This window comes from Pseudomonas cichorii (assembly GCF_018343775.1).
GTDB classification, from domain to species: Bacteria; Pseudomonadota; Gammaproteobacteria; order Pseudomonadales; family Pseudomonadaceae; genus Aquipseudomonas; species Aquipseudomonas cichorii.
Window position 1 is genome coordinate 4,262,078 of record NZ_CP074349.1, and the last position, 20,750, is coordinate 4,282,827.

Sequence of the window (20,750 nt, forward strand, 5' to 3'; positions counted from 1 at the left end):
CGCCAGATACAAAAACGCCCTGTCGAGACAGGGCGTTTGGAAAAACCGGGCCAGATATTACTTCTTGGCCTTGGCCGGAGCCGGTTCTTCTTCAGCTTCAGGTGCCGCAGCAGCCGGGTCCTTGATGCCGAGCAGTTCCAGATCGAAGACCAGAACCGAGTTGGCAGGGATTGCCGGGCTCGGGCTCTGTGCGCCGTAGGCCAGGTCGCTAGGGATGAAGAGTTTGACTTTCTCGCCAACGTGCATCAGTTGCAGGCCTTCGACCCAGCCTGGAATCACGCCGCCGACAGGCAGATCGATCGGGCTGCCGCGCTCGACGGAGCTGTCGAACACCTTGCCGTCGGTCAGTTTGCCTTCGTAATGAACAGTTACAACATCAGTCGGCTTTGGCTGAGGGCCATCGGCTTTCTTGACGATTTCATACTGCAGGCCGGAAGCAGTGGTGACGACACCCGGTTTCTTGCCGTTTTCTTCGAGGAATTTCTTGCCGGCAGCCGCCGACTCTTCGCTCAGCTTGGCCATACGCTCTTCGGCACGCTTTTGCAGCGCAGCGAAGGCTTCAACCAGCTCTTCGTCTTTCAGTTTCTGATCTTTCTTGCCGACGGCATCTTCGATACCCAGGGCCACAGCCTTGGAATCCAGATCGTCCATACCTTCCTGAGCCAGGCTTTTGCCCATGTTCAGACCAATACCATACGACGCTTTTTGTGCCGGGGTTTTCAGCTCTACAGTGCTGGCTTGCTTGTCACAACCTGCGAGTACCAGACCGACCAGGGCAATCGCCGCTGCCAACCGATGCTGTTTCATGCTAATTCCTTGTTCATGCGCCAATAGGGCAAACGAGTAAAGCCGCGAGCTTATCAGGCCGCCGCGATCAATGGCTACCGGCATGAGAGGCGCGCAAGCTCGATAAGTTCAGGTAAATAAAGGTTTTCTCAGGTTTACACGGCACCGTTCAGTCGCAGTTCAGTTTCCCGGTTGCGATACAGGCGGGACAACCACACCCGCTGTCGGCCAGTTTTGGCTGCGGTTTATCACCCGCAGCCGCCCCGCCTGCGCCACCCGGCGTACAAAGTCAGTCCATCCAAGTGTGCCGGCAGCCAGTTGCGCCTGTATCGACTCGCTTCCCGAATAAACCCGCGAAAGCTGCCTGAGCAACTGATATTCAAGGGCCGAATGACTGGGCGTATAGCCCAGCAAGGCCCCATCGGGGGACGAGAAGTAAACCTCGGACATCGTGAAGCCATAGCGCACCGGCACCCATTTCGAGCGACGGGGCGGTATATAGCGATACTCAAACATGCGGTGCAGATCATCCGGCTGAAAGAAGTTGCGCCTTTCAAGCCGCTCGCCCTCGGCAATCACGGTATCGGGCGAAAAATACATGCCACAGATACGATAACCTTCAGGCAGCGGTGGTCGGTAGTAGGCGTCGGGATGGAATGCCGAACAAGGCGCGTAGACCATGCTCCCGTCTTCCAGCCGCGGGGCCGCCGCCCGGTACACGCCCCGCTGCGGATCGATCAGCAAAAAACCGATGGCCTGTGAATGAGCCCGGGGCCCGATCCGGCCATGCACATAGCGTGCAGCTTCATCGGCACTGGGGAATTCCGGGCTCAGGAGCAACGGCTTCAGCGGCCAGACCGTCTCGCAGACAGCAGGCGCAGGCATTGGCGGATAAGGCTGCCAGTCATGGGCTACCCTGCCCGGCTTGCCCCATAGGCGACTGGTCACTACCACGTGCAAATCTCCGGCCTGGGCCAGCATCCGGACCAGATCGCTGGGCATGAGAGTTTGCGCCTGCAATCCCCTGTGTACGTCGCTGAGCACGCATTGGTGAGGCCTGTCAGCCGGACCGGACACCCTCCTGAAAAGGGCCTGCTCCGCTTCGGAATGCGACAGGGTGTATTTGATCAGCGAGCCATCCGGCCCGGACAGATAGGTCACTGAACAGACTTCATGATCATCGATCACCGCATGGATATCGGCCACGGAAAGGCTGTTCGGGTAGGTGGCCTTTTCACTTTCAGACCACTCATTGAGGCCGGCAAACAGCGAAGGGTGAGAGTGATAGATCGCATAATCGGAATACCCCGCCGGATAAAGGACATACCCCTCCTGCCCAGCGCTTGGAAAGACCTCATTGGGATTGAACTCAAAGGTATTGCCGGCCATGGGTTCGGTGGCGACGTACTTGCCATCGTTACGCACAAGAATGAAACCGCCGTATTCCCGATCACGCCTGTTACCGATGACTTCATGGACATAGCGCGCCACATCATCGGGATGATCGAAGGGCTCGCTGAGCGCAGGCATGCGTGGATGAGAAGCAATAGACCGCCTGGTGCGTCGTAGTCTGGGTTGCATATGAAAGCTCCTTGATAGCCCGGGACTGAGTGAGTCCAAAGCGTAAGGAGCTCCTAAGGAAGAGATGACATATTCGGATATGACATCGAGCGCTTGTTTACAGCCCGGCCTGCTGCGGCTGGCCCGCATCCTGCGCCGCCTGAAGAACCCGCAGCAGGTTCTCGCCCCAGATATTGGCAAGGTCCTTCTCGGTATAACCCGCTCGCAGCAGGCGCTCACTGATTTTCGGCAACAGGCTGACATCTTCCAGCCCCACCACCCCGCCACCGCCATCCCAGTCAGCACCGATGCCCACATGTTCAGGCCCCACCACATCGAGGATATGCAGCAGGTGTTTCATGAACACGTCAAAGTCGGGCTTGGCCGGCCCGTAACGCTTTTTGATCGCAGCGACTTCGCTGTGCAATTCCTTGACCTGATCGGACGACAGGGCTGCCAGGTTCCGATAACGGGCATAGAGCGGTGCCAGTGCCTTCTGCCGCTCGGGATCGACCTTCTGGGGTATCAGATAATCGCCGTAGCTGTTGACCTGCACCACACCACCCTTGGCCGCCAGTTGTCGCAGCCTCTCATCGTCAAGGTTGCGTGGGTGCGCGTTGACCGCCTTGCTGCTGGTGTGGGAAGCGATGACGGGCGCCTTCGAGGTGGCCAATACCTGATCGAACACCGCGTCCGACGCATGGGAAACATCCAGCAGAATCCCCAGACGATTGGCCGCAGCGACCAGATCACGCCCTTTGGGGCTCAGGCCGTTCCACTCGGGCAAGGCCGTGGCCGAATCGGCAATCTCATTGGTGCTGAAATGCACCAGGCCCAGCATGCGCAGGCCTTGTCGGTAATAGGTCTGGATCAGTTGCGGGTCCGTCCCCAACGGGTCGGCGTTTTCCATGCTGATAAACACCACGCGCTTGCCTTGCGCAGCAATGCGTCGGGCATCGGCGGCGGTCAGGGCCAGCTCGAACGTGTCCGGGGAGCGATTGGCCAGGTCGCGAATCCGCGCCAGCATGGCAAGGCCGTAGTGGCTGGCATAGGCCCGGCCCTCTTCGGTGCGAGGGCCGGGTGCGGTGTAGATCACCCAGAAGCCACCATCCAGGCCACCATCGATCATGCGTGGCAGATCCACCTGGCTGCCATCTTCACGGTAAGTGTGCCGGGCCAGAATGTCCCAGCCGGGCCGCGAAAGCTGCATCGGTGTATCCAGATGGCTGTCGAGCACCAGCAGGCGTTTGTGCAGTTCCAGGGTGCTGGCGCGCACTTCATCGTCAGCAAAGGCGGCTTGAGACGCGATGACCAGCGCCAGAGGGGCCAGGCAAGACAGAAAACGTTTGCAGGTCATGGCTCAGAACTCCGCACTCAGGGTGGTCTGGAAGGTGCGGGGCGAGCCGGGTCGATAGAAAGCAGGCCCGCTGGTGCTGGTCAGGATGTAGCCCAGATAATCCTTGTCGAACAGGTTGTCGATGTTGAAGCGCAGCTTGACGCTCTTGAGCGGCCCGTAACGCAGGTTGTCGCCCCCCAGGTCCAGATAGGCGTTGTAGAGCGTGTAGCCCGGCACCGACTCGGTATTGGTGAAATTGCTGTAGCGCGAACCGATATGGCGGGCCGAAAAATTCAGCACGGCCCACGGCTGCAATTCGTAGGTTACACCCGCCTGCGCCAGCCAGCGAGGGCTGTCGGGGATGTCATTGTCACGCAGGGCAAAACCGGCGGCATCGTCCTTGAAGCGGGCAATGTTGTAGGTCAGGTTGCCGTTGAGCACGACCTTGTTCGCCAGAACCGGTGGCTTCCATTGCCCGCTGAGCTCCGTGCCATAGGCCTCTGCCTTGCCGACATTCTGGAAGAACGTTTCCACCGTGCTGCTGCCCGCCACCGGCGAGGCAAAGGCTTGCAGGCGGTTATCGAACTCGGTGCGATAAAAGGCCCAGGAAGCGTTGAAGGTCGGCCGGTTGAGGCGATAACCCACTTCGTAGTTTTTCGAGGTTTCGGCTTCAGGTGCCGGAGCGTTCGGGCTGGCAGCGCGAAATACATCATCGGCACCACGGGGTAGCGCCATGTTTTCCGAATAGGACGCAAACACCTGAGAGTTGGCCGTCACGTCATAGACAAACCCCACCTGCGGCAGGAAGTGATCGTTCCATGACGTGCTCAGGCGCGGTTGCCGGTTGGCGATGTAATCACCCGCATTGCGATAGCCTTCGATGCGGTAATCCAGTTCCAGGCGTTTGAAACCGTATTGCAACCTCAGCCGGTCATCGAGCAGGGTCCAGGTGTCCTTGAGGTGGAACTGCACAGAGTCACGGGTCGAACTGAAATCCCCTTGCAAGTGCACCGGCTCGTTGCGCAACACCGTACCTGCCGGGCTGCCATCCACCAGGTTGTAACGCGCCTGCAAGCGATTGAAGACATCCTTTTCAACCCAGACGCCGGTTTCGATGGCATGGTTGCCCACATGCCAGGTCAGGCTGCTGAGTGCGCCATAACGATGGCCACTGAGGGCGGAAAGCCCGTACTGCACGCCACGCGGCGCAACCAGTCCCGCCACGCTGCCGCTCTGGGCGTTATGCAGAGCCAGCGACGTGGCATAGGCTTCAGGTGAAACCCCATAACCTTTCTTGGCCTCGTAATAGACGCTGGTGCGGCTTTCCAGATCCGGGTTGAGCTGGAAATTGCCGGTCAGGCTGTAGAGCGTATCCCGGCGCTGGTTGATCGCCTGTTTGTAATACTGGTTGTAGCCGGCGTTGCTGTAAGGCACGCCCGCGGCCGTTTCCGGTAGATCGGGAAGCTCGCCCAGATAAGCGAAGTCGCGGCCGGATCGACCGAACTCGTCATTGGCGGTGCCGTTGTACTGCGCCAGATTCACATACGGCGAGTCGTAGTCGAAAAAGTCGTTATGCACAGCACGGAACAACAATTCATGCCCGTCGCCGAACTCATAGCGAACCTTGCCTTCAAGGTGTTCGCGGTCGATGGTGCCGGGGCCGCGCCATAAATCACCGTCGATTTTCGAGCGGCTGAAATAGGCTGAAAGCCCTTGGTACTCGCCGGTTTCCAGCTTGATGAAACTGCGTCGCAGGCTGTCGCTGCCCAGCGTGTAGGACGTGCTGATCCCGCTTTCGCGAGCCGGGTTGGACGAGACGTAATCAACGTAAGGCCCAAGCGAGGTATAGCCCGGCTGCGAGACATCGCCCGCGCCGGTGGAAGCGGTCACCCGTTGGGTATTTTCGTTATCCACATAGCGATAGATCGGGCTGCCGCCAAACTGGTCGCTGCGCCCCAGCGGCACGCCGTCGATGGAGAAACCGATCTGCTGAAAGTTGAAGGCCCTTACGAACACCGAGTTACCGAACTCGTACAAACCCAGCGCATCGTTGACCTGCACGTTGAAGCCCGGCAAGGCTTCGAGCATCTTCAGGCCGGAAGTTCCCGCTGGCGCCGACAGCAAGGCCTGATGGGAAATGGACAAGGTATTGCTGATCTGGTCGGTGCCGATGGCCTCGTCCGCCTGGGTCACTCGTGCGCCCACCACTTCGACCTTTTCCAGCCGGGCATCCTGTGATGCCTGGGTACTGGCTTCCTGCGCCAGAACCGATTCGCCCGCCAGCCCGATCATCAGCAAGCCACTCAACCATGACTGCCTTTGCACACTGCCACTCTGTAACGCTGCACGCTGATGAGTCATCGTTCATCCTTGTCGGCATTTCGCAGGCACGCAAAGCCCCGCCAGGGTTTGAGCGCTACGCGCCCGAACCCCGGTATCCGATGTGTTGGGTTTGAAAAAATCCGGGAAAAAGCGTGAAGCCTTACGCTGTTCTGGCAGCGATGGCCTCGATTTCCACCAGAGCGCCCGGCAATGGCAGGGCGACGACTTGCAGCGCAGTGCGCGCCGGTTTGTTGGGCTGTTCAGCCGTGCCGAAAAACTGCGTGTAGCCCGCCTGCAAACCGGCGAAATCCAGCTTGCCGCCGGTTTCCTCAGCGCCCACCAGAAACACCCGCAATTGCACGATATCGCCCAGATCCAGGTCCTGTTGCCGGAGGATATTGCGGATCTTGTTAAACACCGAAACGGTCTGGGTTTCGGTATTGCCGAACGCTGCCGGCGTGCCCTTGGGGGCTTGCGGGTCGGCGACATCCGGCAAGGTGCCGCTGACGAATATCAGGCTGGCCGATGCCGGAACGGTCACAGTCTGCGAGATGGGAAAGTCACCGACACTGGTGCGTTTGATCTGGTCGCTCATGGTTGTTGCTCCTTCAATGGATAGTCATGCGTCGATAGCGGCTTTCTGTCGCTGCTGGATAACCCGTTCGCCCAATTGCGCCACCACATGGCGTGCCGAGTTGGCTGCCGATTCCTGCCAGATGCCAACCCCGCTTTGCACAAGCCCGTCGCCTGCGAAATACACCCGGCCATGGGCCTCTTCCAGCAAGGCGCTGGCCCGGGCCGGAAACAGTTCGCGCTGCAACCACGGGCCTTCGCTGTAGGGGATCTGCTCCCAGGACACTGCCAGTGGATTGCGCAACTGCTGCGAATAACCGGGGTGAAGTAATTCCACCGCTTCACGGGAGGTCGCAAACTGGGTGTCGAGAGGCTGGGTGCCGAAAGTATCGGCCCCCTCGCCCGTGACGTAGCCGGCCACCAGCAGACCCTCGCGGGTATTGAGGTCATTGCTGGGATACCAGAGCAGTCGCGCTGGATGCTCGACCCAGGAAATCCCGCCATAGGTGCGGTACTCGCTTTCCCAGAAGCGCGGTGACTGCCAGGCCACCTTGGTTGCGTGGCCATTGTGAGTGCTGAGCAGCGCGGCCTTGACCGGATCACTGAAATCCGTGTCGAGCCTGGCTAGCAGTGGCAGCGGCAAGGTGGATACCAGATAGTCGGCACGTACTACTTGCTCACGGCCGCTGTGCTGATCGTGATAAGTGACCGCCACACCGTCCTCAAGCTGGCGGATGCGACGCACCTGTGCGCCCAGTTGCACCTGATCGGTCAGGCGACTGTAGAACGCGTCAGTGATGCGATCCATGCCGCCCACCGGCTGAAACATAGTGGCCGAGAACTCGGGAAACTCGGAATGCAGTAACGCGCCCCACAGCTCGGGATGCAGCAGTCGATCCAGCGTTACCGGTGCCAGACTCCCCGGCAAGGCACCCGGATGGCTGGGTGAGTCCTGATGGCCGGAGCGAATGCTGCCTTCGTAGGCCAGTTCCTGAGACAGGTCGCCATAGACCTGCAAAAACGCCAGCAGACGGGTTCGTTCTTCAGCGCTCAAGACATCGTCCAGTGCATCACGCTGCACCGCCTTGGCCAGCAATCCGGACAGATGCCCGCGAGCATCGTTGAGCGCCTGCCCTACCGTGAAAGCAGGCCGCTCCAGATCAGGACGCACTTGCGCGCCATGACTGGTGTTGACCAGCACTTCCAGAGGCACCCCCAGTTCGCTGCAATAGTCGAGCAAGGTCCGGTGCTGACTCGGAATCCGCGCAGGCCCGGCATTGAAATACAGCCCCTGATCGAACTGTGCGGTTTGCGTGCGGCCATCGAGGTAATCGACCTTATCGCCGTTGCGCAGGGTCCAGGTGCGGCCACCCACGCGGTTGCGGGCCTCCAGCACTTGCACCTTGAACCCGGCGCGAGTCAGTTCCAGCGCCGTGACCAGCCCGGCGATCCCGGCACCCAGTACCAGCACGCTTGCACCCTGCCCCGTATCGGCTTTCAGCTTCAAGGGTTGTGGCCGCCGATGCGACGAAGGCCCCAGCCCCAGCGCCGCCAGCGCACCCTTGACCGCTTGCTCGCCACCTACTGCCGCAATGCTCGAAAGCGCTTCACGTCGTGTCAGTCCCATGCTCATGTCCTCCCTGAATGACTCAATCCGGCAAACCTGGCGGGTTGATTTCCGATTGATCGATGCGCTCCACATCCAGCCCCCAGCGCTTGAGCACCTGATCGTATTGCCCACCGGCAATCACGCCCTGAAGCGCAGTGTGGATCGGCTTGACCAGGCCGTTGTCCTTGCGCGTGGTCACTGCGATATCGGCGCGACGCGGCCAGCCACCGTTGACGATGCCCACCAGACGGATGCCATTGGTCAAGGCCTGGGAATAGGCCGACAGCGCATTGGGACCAAAGGTGGCATCGACGCGCCCCGATTGAACGGCCAGTTGCGCAGCCGCCACGTCGTCGTAGTACTGCAACAAGGCGGGCTTGATCCCGGCCTTCTCGTTTTCTTCGTTCCAGGCCAGCAGGACTTTCTCCTGATTGGTGCCGGAGCCGACGATGATCTTCAGCCCGGCAATGTCGCTGGCCTGCTTGATGGAAGTAATCTTGCTGTTGGCCTTCACATAGAAGCCCAGCACGTCCTGCCGATAGGTTGCGAAATCAAAGCGCTTCTTGCGGGCCTCGGTCACGGTCACGTTGCTGATCACCGCATCGTATTTGCCCGAGCTGACGCCCAGCGGCCAGTCTTCCCAACTGGCCTGTACCACATTGAGTTGCAGGCCAAGGCTGTCGGCCACCAGTTGCGCGGTGTCGGCTTCGCTGCCGATGGTGGTCTTGTCGTCGGAGGCCAGCAGCGCCAGGGGCGGCCCGGCAGTTCCGGAGACGGCAACCGTGAATTTGCCCGGCTGGGCGAACTTGAAGCCCTGTGGAATCTGCGCAATGGCTTCCTCGTTGCGTGGCGCGCGGATGCGCTGCTGGTCAGGGCTCAGATTGATCTTTTGCACGGTCGGCGGCGTAGCACGTTCAGCGGCCAACACAGGTTGAGCCAGGCCGATGGCTATCGTCAGCAGCGCCAGGCGCGTGGTATGTGCAAGCATGCGAAGTCACTCCTTTAACACTCGAAATATTCACAACACCTTGCCCAGAAAGGCGATGGTGCGAGGATGGCGGGGTTGGCGAAATATCTGTTCGGGAGGTCCTTCTTCGATCAATTGGCCCTCGCAGAGAAACACCACATGGTCGGCCACTTCTTTGGCAAAGCCGATTTCGTGGGTCACGACCACCAGGGTCACGCCCAATCGGGTCAGGCCTTTGATAACGTCCAGCACTTCACCCACCAGCTCCGGGTCCAGCGCGGAAGTCGGCTCATCGAACAGCAGCACTTTGGGATCGAGCGCCAGGGCACGGGCGATGGCTACACGCTGCTGTTGACCACCGGAAAGCTGCCGTGGATAAGCGTCGGCCTTGTCTTGCAGGCCTACCTTGCCCAGCAGCTCCAGTGCCCGGTCGCGGGCCTCGGATTTGCTCCAGCGCTTGTGGGCCAGAGGGGCTTCGGCGATGTTTTCCCAGGCAGTGAGGTGCGGGAACAGATTGAAGTTCTGGAACACGAAACCCACGTCGATGCGACGCTTGAGAATCTCGCTTTCCTTGAGTTCATAGAGCAGATCGCCCTTGCGCCGATAGCCGACATACTCACCGTCGATGGTGATGTGCCCGCTGTCGATTTTCTCCAGATGATTGATGGTCCTGAGCAAGGTCGACTTGCCGGAACCGGAAGGCCCGAGAATCACCGTGACCTTGCCCGGCTCGATGGTCAGGTCGATATTCTTGAGCACTTCCTGATTGCCGAAACGCTTGCCCACGTTCTGTATCTGGATGCGACCGGCGCGTACCGCCATTGCAGACTCAGCCATGGGTCTTCTCCTTGAACCAGTGACGCAGGCGTTGCAAGGGAGTCGGCGGCAGGACACGCGCCGTACCCCGGGCAAAATGGCGCTCGATGTAGTACTGGGCGCAGGTCAGTAACGTGGTGATGATCAGGTACCAGACCGTGGCGACAATCAGCAGCGGAATCACGGCCTGTGTGCGGTTGTAGATCACCTGCACGGTGTAGAACAGGTCCGGCAGGGCCAGTACGTAAACGATGGAAGTCCCCTTGACCAAGCCGATGATTTCGTTGAAGCCCGAAGGCAGGATCGAACGCAGGGCCTGGGGCAGGATGATGCGGAAAATCCGACGCTGCGCTGGCAAGCCCAGTGCTGCGGCCGCTTCGTGCTGACCGTTATCGACGCTGATGATCCCGCCACGGATGATTTCCGCGGTATAGGCCGCCTGCATCAGGCTCAGACCCAGCACCGCCACGGTGAACTGGCTCAACACATCGACTGTGGACCACTCCGCCAGCACGATTTCGGTGAACGGCACGCGCAGTACGATGTGATCGTAGAGGTAGGCAAAGTTGTAGAGGATGATCAGCACCAGCAAGGCTGGCATCGAACGGAAAAACCAGATGTAGCCCCAGGCCAGTGACGCCAGCAGCGGCGACTTCGACAGGCGCGCCAGTGCCAGCGCAGTCCCGAGCAGGATACTGAACACCGTGCTCAGAACCGTGAGCAGCAAGGTCTGCCCCAGGCCGCGCAACACCGACGGCGAGAAGAACCACTTGGCAAACACATCCCATTCCCAGCGCGGGTTGGTGGCCAGCGAATGGACGATGCCAAACAACACCAGTGCAGCAAAGACAGAGCCTACCCAACGCCATGGATGACGGGCCGGGACAATCTGCAATGTTCTGGCAGGCGTCGCAGCCTGAGCCTCGGGCACCTTGTAGTGAGTCTCCTCGCTTCGGAGGTCGAACGGTTTGGCGACAATGGGCATCTCAGGTTCCTCGCACGCAATGACACGTGATCGCGTCTTGTTAATATCGAACAGCTTGGGCGCATGGACTGCGCGCTCACTTAAAAGGCATACGTCAGACGGGTGTAGTAATAGCCACCGGTAAATCCGAAGGGCGAGTAAGTGCCGTAGCTACTGGTCATGGTGTTGCTGGGGATGCCCTGCTTCTTGGGGTAGACGTCGAACAGGTTCTTGGCACCCACGGCGATGTTCAGGTCTTTGGTGAGGGTGTAGCCGACGTCCAGATCGGTGATCCATTTGGCGGCGTAGATGCGATCCAGGGATCGGTCGGTGGAATCGTTGACTTCCTTGTAGGAGCCATAGCGGGTCAGGGCCACATTGATGTTGAACTTGTCGATGCTCCAGTCGCCGCCCAGGATCAGCTTGGTCTTGGGCTGAATACCGGTCACATCGTTGCGGGCTTCACGGTCCATCAAGTCATAGGAAGTACCCAGAATGGTGGTGGAAGCCTTGTAGCTGAGGATTTCGGTCTGGTTCCAGTTGAACGCCGCGGTCCACTTCACCGAACCGAACGCGCCCAGGTCCTGGCGGTAGTTACCGACCACATCCACACCTTTGGTCCGGGTGTCGGCACCGTTGATGAAGTACTGGCCGCCGGAGGTCGAATTGATGCCGTTATCCAACAGCACTTGCGTGACTTCACTGCCCAGCAGCGTGCCGGTCAGGGTGATGCGGTCGCGAATGTTGATCACATAAGCATCGGTGGTGAGGCTCAGGCGATCGGTCGGCGTCAGGGTGAAGCCCAGGCTGAAGTTGGTGGAACGTTCAGGCTTGAGGTCTTCGGCCCCCAAGGCTCTGGCCGCGTCCGAGGCGACCGGCAGCACACCGAAGTTGATGGACTGATAGACGCCATTCACAACGCCATACGTGGTCGAGCGGGCACTGAACAGGCTATTGGCCAACGAAGGTGCCCGGAAACCGTTGCTCACCGTCGCACGCACGGCAAACTCGGGGGTGAAGTCATAACGGGTTGTCAGCTTGCCACTGCGGGTCGCGCCCACGCCCTGGTTGTAGTGCTCATAACGCAACGCCGTGCCCAGATACCACTGTGGTATCGGGTTGAAACCGACGTCGACATAACTGGCGACGCTGTTGCGGGTGGCGCTGCTGGCTTCGTCGGGAGAAATACCGTTGGTGACCTGCGCGCCGGAAGAGGCGCAATTACCCGGCGCAACGCAATAGCCACCGTTGGCATAGGAAGCCCAGTCACCTTCCTGGACCTCATACCCATCGCGTCGATGCTCGAAGCCGTAAGACAGATCCAGAGGTTTTTGCAGGCCGATATCAAAACCGCGCTTGAAATCCAGATTGGTGGTCAGTTCGGTGGCAATCCAGGTGCCGGACGTAAAGTTGTTGGGCGTTGCCTCGCCCAGGGACGGGTTCTGGTTACGCTCGGTGCCCTGCTCGGCCTCGTTGCGGCCATAAGTCGAAGACAAGTCCCAGTCCCACTCGCCGACCTGGCCCTTGGCACCAAATGCCGCCTGGAAGTCTTCTTCATCGATGTACCAGATCGGCACATACCCGCCGGGGTATCCGTTGGGGCCGGTGGTGATGGTGTTGGTGATGGTCGGTAAACGAAAGTTCTGGCCCTGCTCGGCCTTGCGACGCGAATAAGTAGTGAACGAATAAAGGCTGAGGTCATCACTGACCGGCAATTCGGCGTTATAGCCCAGGGTCAGCAGGTTGATCTTCGGTGTGCCGTAGCCGCCATAAGTGGACTTGCCTGCCAGATCCAGCGCCTGGTCGTAGGTGTAGCCGTTGGCACTGGCCTTGTTGTCATCGTTCTGGCTGCGCGCATCGAGCGCCAGTTGTACGATGCCGCCATCGCCGATCTCGAAACCCTTGTTGAGGCTCTGCTGAACCGTCTGCTTCTTGCCGTCATAACCGATACCGGCGTTGGTCACGAAAGTGCCGCTGGTATCAGCCTTGAGGATGATATTGATCACCCCCGCGATGGCGTCGGAACCATATTGAGCGGCAGCCCCGTCGCGCAGCACTTCGACATGATCGATGGCGCTGATGGGAATGAAATCCAGGTCGGCAGGTGCCGCGCCGGTATTGATACCGTTGATATTCAAGGTCGCACTGGTGTGGCGGCGCTTGCCATTGACCAGCACCAACACTTCGGCGGCACTCAGGCCGCGCAAATTCGGCGCACGGGCCATGCCGCTGGCGTCCCAGCCGGTTTTTTCCGGCAGGGTCAGGGATGGAATCACCGCACTCAAGGCTTCCATCAGGCCTGGCTTGCCGGTGCTTTGCAGTTGTCTGGCGCTGACCACATCGATCGGCACCGGGCTGCTGGTGACCGTGCGCTGCTCGGCACCACGGTTACCGGTCACCACAACGGTAGACAGGGTATCGCTGCTATTGGACGCCGTTTCCTGAGCCTGAACCGCTCCGGCCAACAACATACCGCCCACGGCCAGAGCCAATGGATTAAAACCCATGGCGCGCCTTGGCCCATGAACATCCTGTAAGACTCTCTGCACACCCACTCCAAAGGGCTGTCGTTGCAGCCCACTCATCCAGATTGCGCGGTCGGGCACTCACGCCGTCATCGAGACAGCGCGCCGTGCATTTATTGGTTGATGCCTGCATCCGGTCCCGACGCCTGAAAACAGCCGGGACAAAACGAAAGCTAACGGTGCGCAGCTGGACGAGCTGGTGGCTGGAATACTGCAGAGCGCCTGTCAGCGACAGGACGAGAGAAACCCGGATAACGGGATTGAGCTGGCAACATACATCGAACTCCCTTCCAACGATCCTGCAACAGGGGTCAGTGGTGGATCACCCTGGCATGCCTTGCAAACTCAGGCTCCTGGCCTGTTTGCGCGATAGCATGCACGCAGAACCTTGATCACGATTGGTACCATCCGAGGTGAGGGGTAGGCTGTCGAAACCAAACATAACGGAATCAATGGCGCAGAAAAACTTCTATTTCGCTATAAGCTAATATGATAAATATTGATTTTTTATTACGAACTTAATCCAAAAAATGAATATAAGCAGAACAGTATCGGCGTAGGAGCGAATTCATTCGCGAGACGACATTGAAGGCGATGTATTTTCGTGGGGTGTACCGGGCGGCATTAATGCAGGATTCTTCGCGAATGAATTCGCTTCCACACCGCAGAAAGCAAAAAAGCGACCCTAAGGTCGCTTTTCTGGTTGCTTCAAGGAGTTCAAGGGCCTTGAAGCTGAATATGGCGCAGCGGACGGGACTCGAACCCGCGACCCCCGGCGTGACAGGCCGGTATTCTAACCGACTGAACTACCGCTGCGCGTAACACTAAGAGAGAGATTGGTGGGTGATGACGGGATCGAACCGCCGACCCTCTGCTTGTAAGGCAGATGCTCTCCCAGCTGAGCTAATCACCCTTCACTCTCGGTGTGGCGCGCATTCTACGGAGCGACCCATACTCTGGCAAGCACTTTTTTAAATAATTTTTATAATCCTTCCAAAGGCTTAGCGCAGGGTTGGCCCGGACGTCCGAGGAGCGAATAATGCCCTCCTTTGTATGGAAGGAGAGATTCACCTCATGTGGTTCAAAAACCTGCTTATCTATCGCCTGACCCAGGATGTACCTTTTGATGCCGAGGCGCTGGAAACTGCATTGGCGACCAAGCCGGCCCGCGCCTGTGCCAGCCAGGAGTTGACCACTTACGGTTTCGTCGCGCCGTTCGGCAAGGGCGAGGACGCGCCATTGGTACACGTCAGCCAGGACTTCCTGCTGATTGCTGCGCGCAAGGAAGAACGCATTCTGCCCGGCAGCGTGGTGCGTGACGCATTGAAGGAAAAGGTCGACGAGATCGAAGCCGAACAGATGCGCAAGGTCTACAAGAAGGAACGCGACCAGATCAAGGATGAAATCATCCAGGCCTTCCTGCCCCGCGCCTTTATCCGCCGCTCGGCTACCTTTGCCGCCATCGCGCCGAAACAGGGCCTGATCCTGGTCAACGCTTCCAGCCCGAAACGCGCCGAAGACCTGCTGTCGACCCTGCGCGAAGTCATCGGCTCGCTGCCGGTTCGTCCGCTGACCGTCAAGACCGCGCCAAGCGCAATCATGACCGACTGGGTCAAGACCCAGAAAGCCGCCGACAACTTCTTTGTTCTGGACGAGTGCGAACTGCGCGACACCCACGAAGATGGCGGGATCGTGCGTTGCAAGCGTCAGGACCTGACCAGCGATGAAATCCAGCTGCACCTGAACACTGGCAAGGTCGTGACCCAGCTTTCCCTGGCCTGGCAGGACAAGCTGTCGTTCGTGCTGGACGACAAGCTGGTGGTCAAGCGCCTGAAGTTCGAGGACCTGCTGCAGGATCAGGCAGAACAGGACGGCGGCGACGAAGCCCTGGGCCAACTGGACGCCAGCTTCACCCTGATGATGCTGACCTTCGGCGAGTTCCTGCCCGAGCTGTTCGAGGCACTGGGCGGCGAAGAAATCCCGCAAGGGATCTGATTCGTCCGGCTGGACTGCAACAGGACCGCGCCGCCTCTATAGGCGGCGCCTCTTTTATGGATACAGGAAAAGGAGCGAGCCATGCGGGCACTGGTAGCCTTGAGCCGTTTTGTAGGGAATACGTTTGCGTACTGGGTGCTGTTATTCGCCATTCTGGCGTTCCTGTTCCCTCAGGTTTTCATTGGCCTGAAAGGCTGGATTGTCCCGTTGCTGGGGCTGGTCATGTTCGGCATGGGCCTGACCCTCAAGCTTGAAGATTTCTCTGAAGTGGTACGCAATCCCTGGCGCGTGGCGCTGGGTGTGGTCGCGCATTTCGTGATCATGCCGGGCGTTGCCTGGTTGCTGTGCCAGATATTCCATCTGCCACCGGAAATTGCCGTAGGCGTGATTCTGGTCGGTTGCTGCCCGAGCGGCACTTCGTCCAATGTCATGGCCTGGCTGGCCAAGGGCGATCTGGCGCTGGCCGTGGCCATCGCAGCCGTCACCACCCTGCTCGCCCCGTTGCTGACCCCGGCCCTGATCTGGTTCCTGGCCTCGGCCTGGCTGCCGGTGTCCTTCCTGGATATGTTCTGGTCGATCCTGCAACTGGTGATGCTGCCGATCTGCCTCGGCGTCGCCGCCCAGCGTCTGCTCGGTGCCCGGGTCAGCCATGCGGTCGACGTACTGCCGCTGATTTCGGTGGTCAGCATCGTGCTGATCGTCTGTGCCGTGGTAGCCGCCAGCCAGGCGAAGATCGCCGAGTCCGGTCTGCTGATCATGGCCGTGGTGATCCTGCATAACACCTTCGGCTTCCTGCTGGGTTACTTCACCGGCAAGGTATTCAAGCTGCCGCTGCCACAGCGAAAATCCCTGGCCCTGGAAGTCGGCATGCAGAACTCGGGGCTGGGCGCAGCACTGGCCAGTGCTCACTTCTCACCGCTGGCGGCGGTCCCCAGTGCGCTGTTCAGCGTCTGGCACAATATCTCGGGCGCCCTGCTCTCTACGTACTTTCGCAAGATGCCGGAAGAAAACGTTCAACAGCCGAACGACAAACCTGTCGCCAATTAAGACCTGACGCTCACCAATGCCTGGACTGTTTACATAACAGTTCGGGCAACTAAACCGTTTATAAAAACAGACCGCTTTCTTGACACGGATCAAGATGGCCTGAGCCGCGTTTGTCGGACAACCTATCCAGAGCAAAATAAAAACATAAAAAACAACCTCCCGCCTAAATCCCCAGTAACATGCGCCGACACCTATAACACTAACTATAACGCCCCCACTTTGTCCTGCGCCAAGTTCTCACACATCAAGGGAGTTTCACGGAAATGCTCAAGAATGCACCGCTAAGGATAAAACTCTTATTGATTTTGCTGCTTCCCTTATTGGGTTTCCTGATAGTGGGCGGCGTATTTGTTTCAAATAATTACAAAACTTTGAACGACATGAACAAGACAGTAACGGCCAGTGCTACCGCACAGAAACTGAGCCGTCTTATCACGACGCTGCAACGCGAACGGGGCGCCAGCGGCGTGTTCCTGGGCAGTCGCGGTACGGCCATGGGCGACCGCCTTATCGAACTGCGCAAGGATTCAAATCTCACGATAGAGGCCGTACGCGGATTGTCCGCACCTGGAGCCTCCGAACTTGACCCTGTCATGCGCGCACTCGACAGCGTGACGCAAACCCGTACTAACGTCGACAAGCAGGCCATTACCAGTACGGAGTCTGGAGCCCGTTATACGCAGGTCATTCAAACACTTATCGGTTATACCCACTCACTGGAAGCCAGTGTCAATAATGCGACTATCGTTCATGCACTCAGCGCGCTGAATCAATTCATCGAAATGAAAGAACGGGCTGGCCGTGAACGTGTACTACTTGGCCTTGTATTCAACCAGGATCGTTTCGACGAGAAACTGTTGTCGAGTTTCAGTCGTAACCTCGGAGAGTTCGTCGCTTACTCGGATGCTTTCAGCCGCAAGGCCCCCGCGGACTCGCTGAAAGAGTTCAACGAAAAGATGCAGACTCCGGCAGCGGTGGAAGTCGGCAAGTTGCAGCGACTGGCATTCGACGTCCCCATGGGTCAGGCATTGGGTATCAAGCCCCAGGCCTGGTTTGAAACCTCGACGAAGCGTATCGACATGATGAGTGAGGTCGAAGAAGACCTGGGCCAGAGTGTCAGCAAGCTCGCCATGCATGAGCGCAATGTCGCCAGCCGCGCCCTGTGGCTGACCATCGGCGGCGCCATCGCCGCCCTGCTTGCGGTATCGGCGCTGTCATACCTGATCATTCGCAATATCAACCTGGCTGTCAGTGATGTGAACAAAGCGCTGGACGACCTTGCCGGGCGGGATCTCACCGCAAGAGCAACCTACGAAAGCAAGGACGAATTCGGCCAGATCTCGCGCAACCTCAACCGCATGGCGCAAGAGATCCGAGATATCGTTCAGGAAATCGGCAATGCCACCGCACAGGTAGCGACCGCAGCCGAGGAGTGCTCCACCGTCACCTCAGAAACCAGCCGCAGCATCGAGCAGCAACGCCAGAGCACTGAGCTGGTAGCCACGGCGATCAACGAGATGAGCACAACCGTCAGGGAAGTGGCGCTCAGCACCAGCGATGCAGCGCAAATGTCCCAACAGGTCAACACCAGCACAACGCAAGGCCGGGGTGAAATCGAGAGCACCATCGAACTGATTCGCCAGTTGTCGGGGCAGGCCGAGCAGACAGCTTCCATTATTGGCGACCTGAAACACGAGAGTGACGCGATTTCTTCAGTGCTTGATGTCATTCGCGGGATTGCCGAGCAGACCAACCTGCTGGCCTTGAACGCCGCCATCGAAGCCGCGCGCGCCGGCGACCATGGCCGTGGCTTTGCAGTAGTGGCCTCAGAGGTGCGCACCCTGGCGCAGAAGACTCAGGAATCCACCGGCAACATCCAACAGATGATCAGCAACCTGCAGAACGGCTCGGACCGGGCAACCACGTCAATGCAGGAAACCCTGAGCAAGGCTCAGTCCGGAGCCACCAAAGTCGAGCGCGCAGGCGCACTGCTGACGGAGATCGCCGAGGGGGTGACCAGCATCAGCGACCGCAACATTCAGATCGCATCGGCGGCGGAAGAGCAGAGCGCGGTGTCCGAAGACATTAACCGCAACGTCAACGAGATCAATGACCTGGTCATACAGGTCAGTGCCGGTGCCGAACAGACGGCCATTACCAGCCAGGAACTGGCGCGCCTGGCCGAACACCAGCAGCGTCTGGTCAGCCGTTTCAAGGTAGCCTGACAACAGAACCTGAAGGGGCGCGAGCCCCTTCAGCGCTGTCTAACGCCCTGCCCCTCTCAATACCTTCACCTGCTCACGCACATCCGCAGGTTTCGCTGCATCGGCCGCAATCGCAGGTCCGGCTACCAGCACCACTCTGGACCACAGGCGACGAAAGAGTTTCTTGTCTGGCGCATAACTGAAGAAACTGCCCCACAACCCCTGCAACGCCAGCGGAATCACCGGCACCGGTGTCTCTTCGATCACACGACTCATGCCGCTCTTGAAACCACTGATCTCGCCATCGCGGGTCAGTTTGCCTTCGGGGAAGATGCAGACCAGCTCACCATCGGCCAGGTATCGGGCAATCCTTTGGAACGCCTGCTCGTAGATTTCCAGGTCCTCGTTGCGACCGGCAATCGGGATGGTGCCAGCAGTGCGGAAAATGAAGTTGAGCACTGGCAAGCGGTAGATCTTGTAATACATGACAAAACGGATAGGACGACGCACGGCCCCACCAATCAGCAGCGCATCGACAAAAGAGACATGGTTGCAGACCAGCAAGGCCGGGCCTTCTTCGGGGATCAGGTCCAGGTTGCGGTGCTCGACGCGGTACATGGAATGGCTGAGCAGCCAGATCATGAAGCGCATGGTGAACTCGGGGACGATCTTGAAGATGTAGGCGTTGACCGCAATGTTCATCAGCGAGATCACCAGGAACAACTGCGGGATCGACAGTTTGGCGAAGCTGAGCATCAGGATGGAAACGATGGCCGACACCACCATGAACAACGCATTGAGAATGTTGTTGGAAGCAATGACCCGCGAGCGCTCCTTCTCCGGGGTTCGGGACTGGATCAGCGCGTACAGCGGCACGATGTAAAAGCCACCGAAAACCCCGATCCCGAGAATATCCAGCAATACCCACCAGGCCTGTCCATAGGAAAGCACGGCCAGCCAGTCGTTGGCCTGCACGTTCTGCGGGAATCCGCCCGAATGCCACCACAGCAACAAGCCAAACACCGTCAGCCCCATGGAGCCGAACGGCACCAGACCAATCTCGACCTTGTGGCCGGACATCCGCTCACAAAGCAACGAGCCCAGAGCAATACCGATGGAGAACACCGTCAGGATCAGTGTGACAACGGTTTCGTCGCCGTACATCCACTCCTTGGCGTAGGCCGGGATCTGTGTCAGGTAAATAGCCCCCACGAACCAGAACCAGGAGTTGCCGACAATCGAGCGCGACACCGCAGGTGTTTGCCCAAGCCCCATGCGCAAGGTAGCCCAGGACTGGGTGAAGATATTCCAGTTCAGCTTCATTTCCGGGGAAGCCGCTGGCGCTTTCGGAATGCCGTAGCTGGCCACGAAACCCAGGCATGCCACCAGCACAATGGCGGCAGATACCACGAAGGCGTAATGACTGGAGGACATCATGATCCCGGCGCCGATGGTGCCCGCAAGGATCGCCAGGAAGGTGCCCATTTCCACCAGCCCGTTCCCGCCGACCAACTCGTTCTCACGCAGGTGCTGCGGCAGGATCGAATACTTGACCGGCCCGAACAGTGCCGAATGAGTGCCCATGGCAAACAGCGCCAGTAACATCATCCACAGATGATCAAACAGAAACCCGGCCGCACCGACCACCATGATGCCGATCTCTGCCAGCTTGATCAGCCGGATCAGCGCATCCTTGGGATACTTCTCACCGAACTGCCCGGCCAGTGCCGAAAACAGAAAGAACGGCAGGATGAACAGCAAGGCGCACAGGTTGACGTAAATCGAACGGTCGCCGTCGATGCTCAACTTGTAGAGGATGGCAAGAATCAGCGATTGCTTGAAGATGTTGTCATTGAATGCCCCAAGGGACTGGGTGATGAAAAACGGCAGAAAGCGCCGTTTTCCGAGCAGGCTGAATTGTGACTGTTGGCTCATCGTCCGTGGTCCTGAATGGCTATGGGGCTGGCGAATCGGTCGCCAGCCCGTGCGCTATTGAAGACGGATCCCCCACCGATGTCGATAGGCGGTGCAACGGAATCGTTATCA

General features: G+C 58.9%; 14 protein-coding genes and 2 tRNA genes. 3 read left to right on the forward strand and 13 right to left on the reverse strand.

All coding sequences use genetic code 11. The features are described from left to right. Window positions 1–57 precede the first annotated feature (57 nt). The 12 genes from KGD89_RS17965 to KGD89_RS18020 form a co-directional block, all read right to left on the reverse strand. Entirely contained in the window at window positions 58–807 is a 750-nt protein-coding gene (locus tag KGD89_RS17965) for an FKBP-type peptidyl-prolyl cis-trans isomerase (protein ID WP_025261154.1), read from the reverse strand. A 159-nt stretch (window positions 808–966) separates the two neighbouring features. After that, window positions 967–2,367 carry a DUF4329 domain-containing protein gene (locus KGD89_RS17970; protein WP_025261155.1) on the reverse strand — a complete coding sequence of 467 codons (1,401 nt, stop codon included), beginning with the start codon at window positions 2,365–2,367 and terminating at the stop codon, window positions 967–969. Window positions 2,368–2,464: 97 nt separating this feature from the next. After that, window positions 2,465–3,703, reverse strand: a complete 1,239-nt coding sequence (locus KGD89_RS17975) for a dipeptidase (protein ID WP_025261156.1) — start codon at window positions 3,701–3,703, stop codon at window positions 2,465–2,467. Between the two features lie 3 nt (window positions 3,704–3,706). Next, window positions 3,707–6,043, reverse strand: coding sequence for a TonB-dependent receptor (locus tag KGD89_RS17980; protein ID WP_025261157.1), 2,337 nt, complete (start codon window positions 6,041–6,043; stop codon window positions 3,707–3,709). A gap of 121 nt (window positions 6,044–6,164) precedes the next feature. Then, window positions 6,165–6,599, reverse strand: a complete 435-nt coding sequence (locus KGD89_RS17985) for a RidA family protein (protein ID WP_025261158.1) — start codon at window positions 6,597–6,599, stop codon at window positions 6,165–6,167. Between the two features lie 24 nt (window positions 6,600–6,623). Continuing rightward, entirely contained in the window at window positions 6,624–8,204 is a 1,581-nt protein-coding gene (locus tag KGD89_RS17990) for a flavin monoamine oxidase family protein (protein WP_025261159.1), read from the reverse strand. 22 nt (window positions 8,205–8,226) lie between these two features. Beyond that, window positions 8,227–9,174, reverse strand: coding sequence for an ABC transporter substrate-binding protein (locus tag KGD89_RS17995; RefSeq protein ID WP_025261160.1), 948 nt, complete (start codon window positions 9,172–9,174; stop codon window positions 8,227–8,229). A 30-nt stretch (window positions 9,175–9,204) separates the two neighbouring features. Next, window positions 9,205–9,990 (reverse strand): amino acid ABC transporter ATP-binding protein, encoded by a 786-nt coding sequence (locus KGD89_RS18000; RefSeq protein ID WP_025261161.1) that lies wholly within the window; start codon window positions 9,988–9,990, stop codon window positions 9,205–9,207. Beyond that, complete coding sequence (locus KGD89_RS18005) at window positions 9,983–10,954, reverse strand: amino acid ABC transporter permease (protein ID WP_025261162.1); 972 nt, start codon at window positions 10,952–10,954, stop codon at window positions 9,983–9,985. Before KGD89_RS18005 ends, KGD89_RS18000 begins: the two co-directional genes overlap by 8 nt. An 80-nt stretch (window positions 10,955–11,034) precedes the next feature. Further along, complete coding sequence (locus KGD89_RS18010; RefSeq protein ID WP_025261163.1) at window positions 11,035–13,440, reverse strand: TonB-dependent receptor plug domain-containing protein; 2,406 nt, start codon at window positions 13,438–13,440, stop codon at window positions 11,035–11,037. A gap of 757 nt (window positions 13,441–14,197) precedes the next feature. Continuing rightward, window positions 14,198–14,274 (reverse strand) — tRNA-Asp (locus KGD89_RS18015). A 21-nt stretch (window positions 14,275–14,295) separates the two neighbouring features. Next, window positions 14,296–14,371 (reverse strand) — tRNA-Val (locus tag KGD89_RS18020). Window positions 14,372–14,532: 161 nt separating this feature from the next. On the opposite strand from KGD89_RS18020, the gene rdgC reads away from it, so the two are divergent. The 3 genes from rdgC to KGD89_RS18035 all read left to right on the forward strand — a co-directional run bounded on the left by rdgC (window position 14,533) and on the right by KGD89_RS18035 (window position 18,725). Further along, the gene (gene rdgC / locus KGD89_RS18025) at window positions 14,533–15,453 is read left to right on the forward strand and encodes a recombination-associated protein RdgC (protein WP_025261164.1); all 921 of its coding nucleotides are present in this window, start codon (window positions 14,533–14,535) and stop codon (window positions 15,451–15,453) included. Window positions 15,454–15,534: 81 nt separating this feature from the next. Then, window positions 15,535–16,500, forward strand: a complete 966-nt coding sequence (locus tag KGD89_RS18030) for a bile acid:sodium symporter family protein (protein WP_025261165.1) — start codon at window positions 15,535–15,537, stop codon at window positions 16,498–16,500. A 263-nt stretch (window positions 16,501–16,763) separates the two neighbouring features. Further along, window positions 16,764–18,725: a methyl-accepting chemotaxis protein gene (locus KGD89_RS18035; RefSeq protein WP_025261166.1), complete on the forward strand. Its 1,962-nt coding sequence runs from the start codon at window positions 16,764–16,766 to the stop codon at window positions 18,723–18,725. A 39-nt stretch (window positions 18,726–18,764) separates the two neighbouring features. Here the strand turns inward: KGD89_RS18035 and KGD89_RS18040 are convergent, their stop codons facing one another. Next, window positions 18,765–20,639: an MFS transporter gene (locus KGD89_RS18040; protein ID WP_025261167.1), complete on the reverse strand. Its 1,875-nt coding sequence runs from the start codon at window positions 20,637–20,639 to the stop codon at window positions 18,765–18,767. Window positions 20,640–20,750 lie beyond the last annotated feature (111 nt).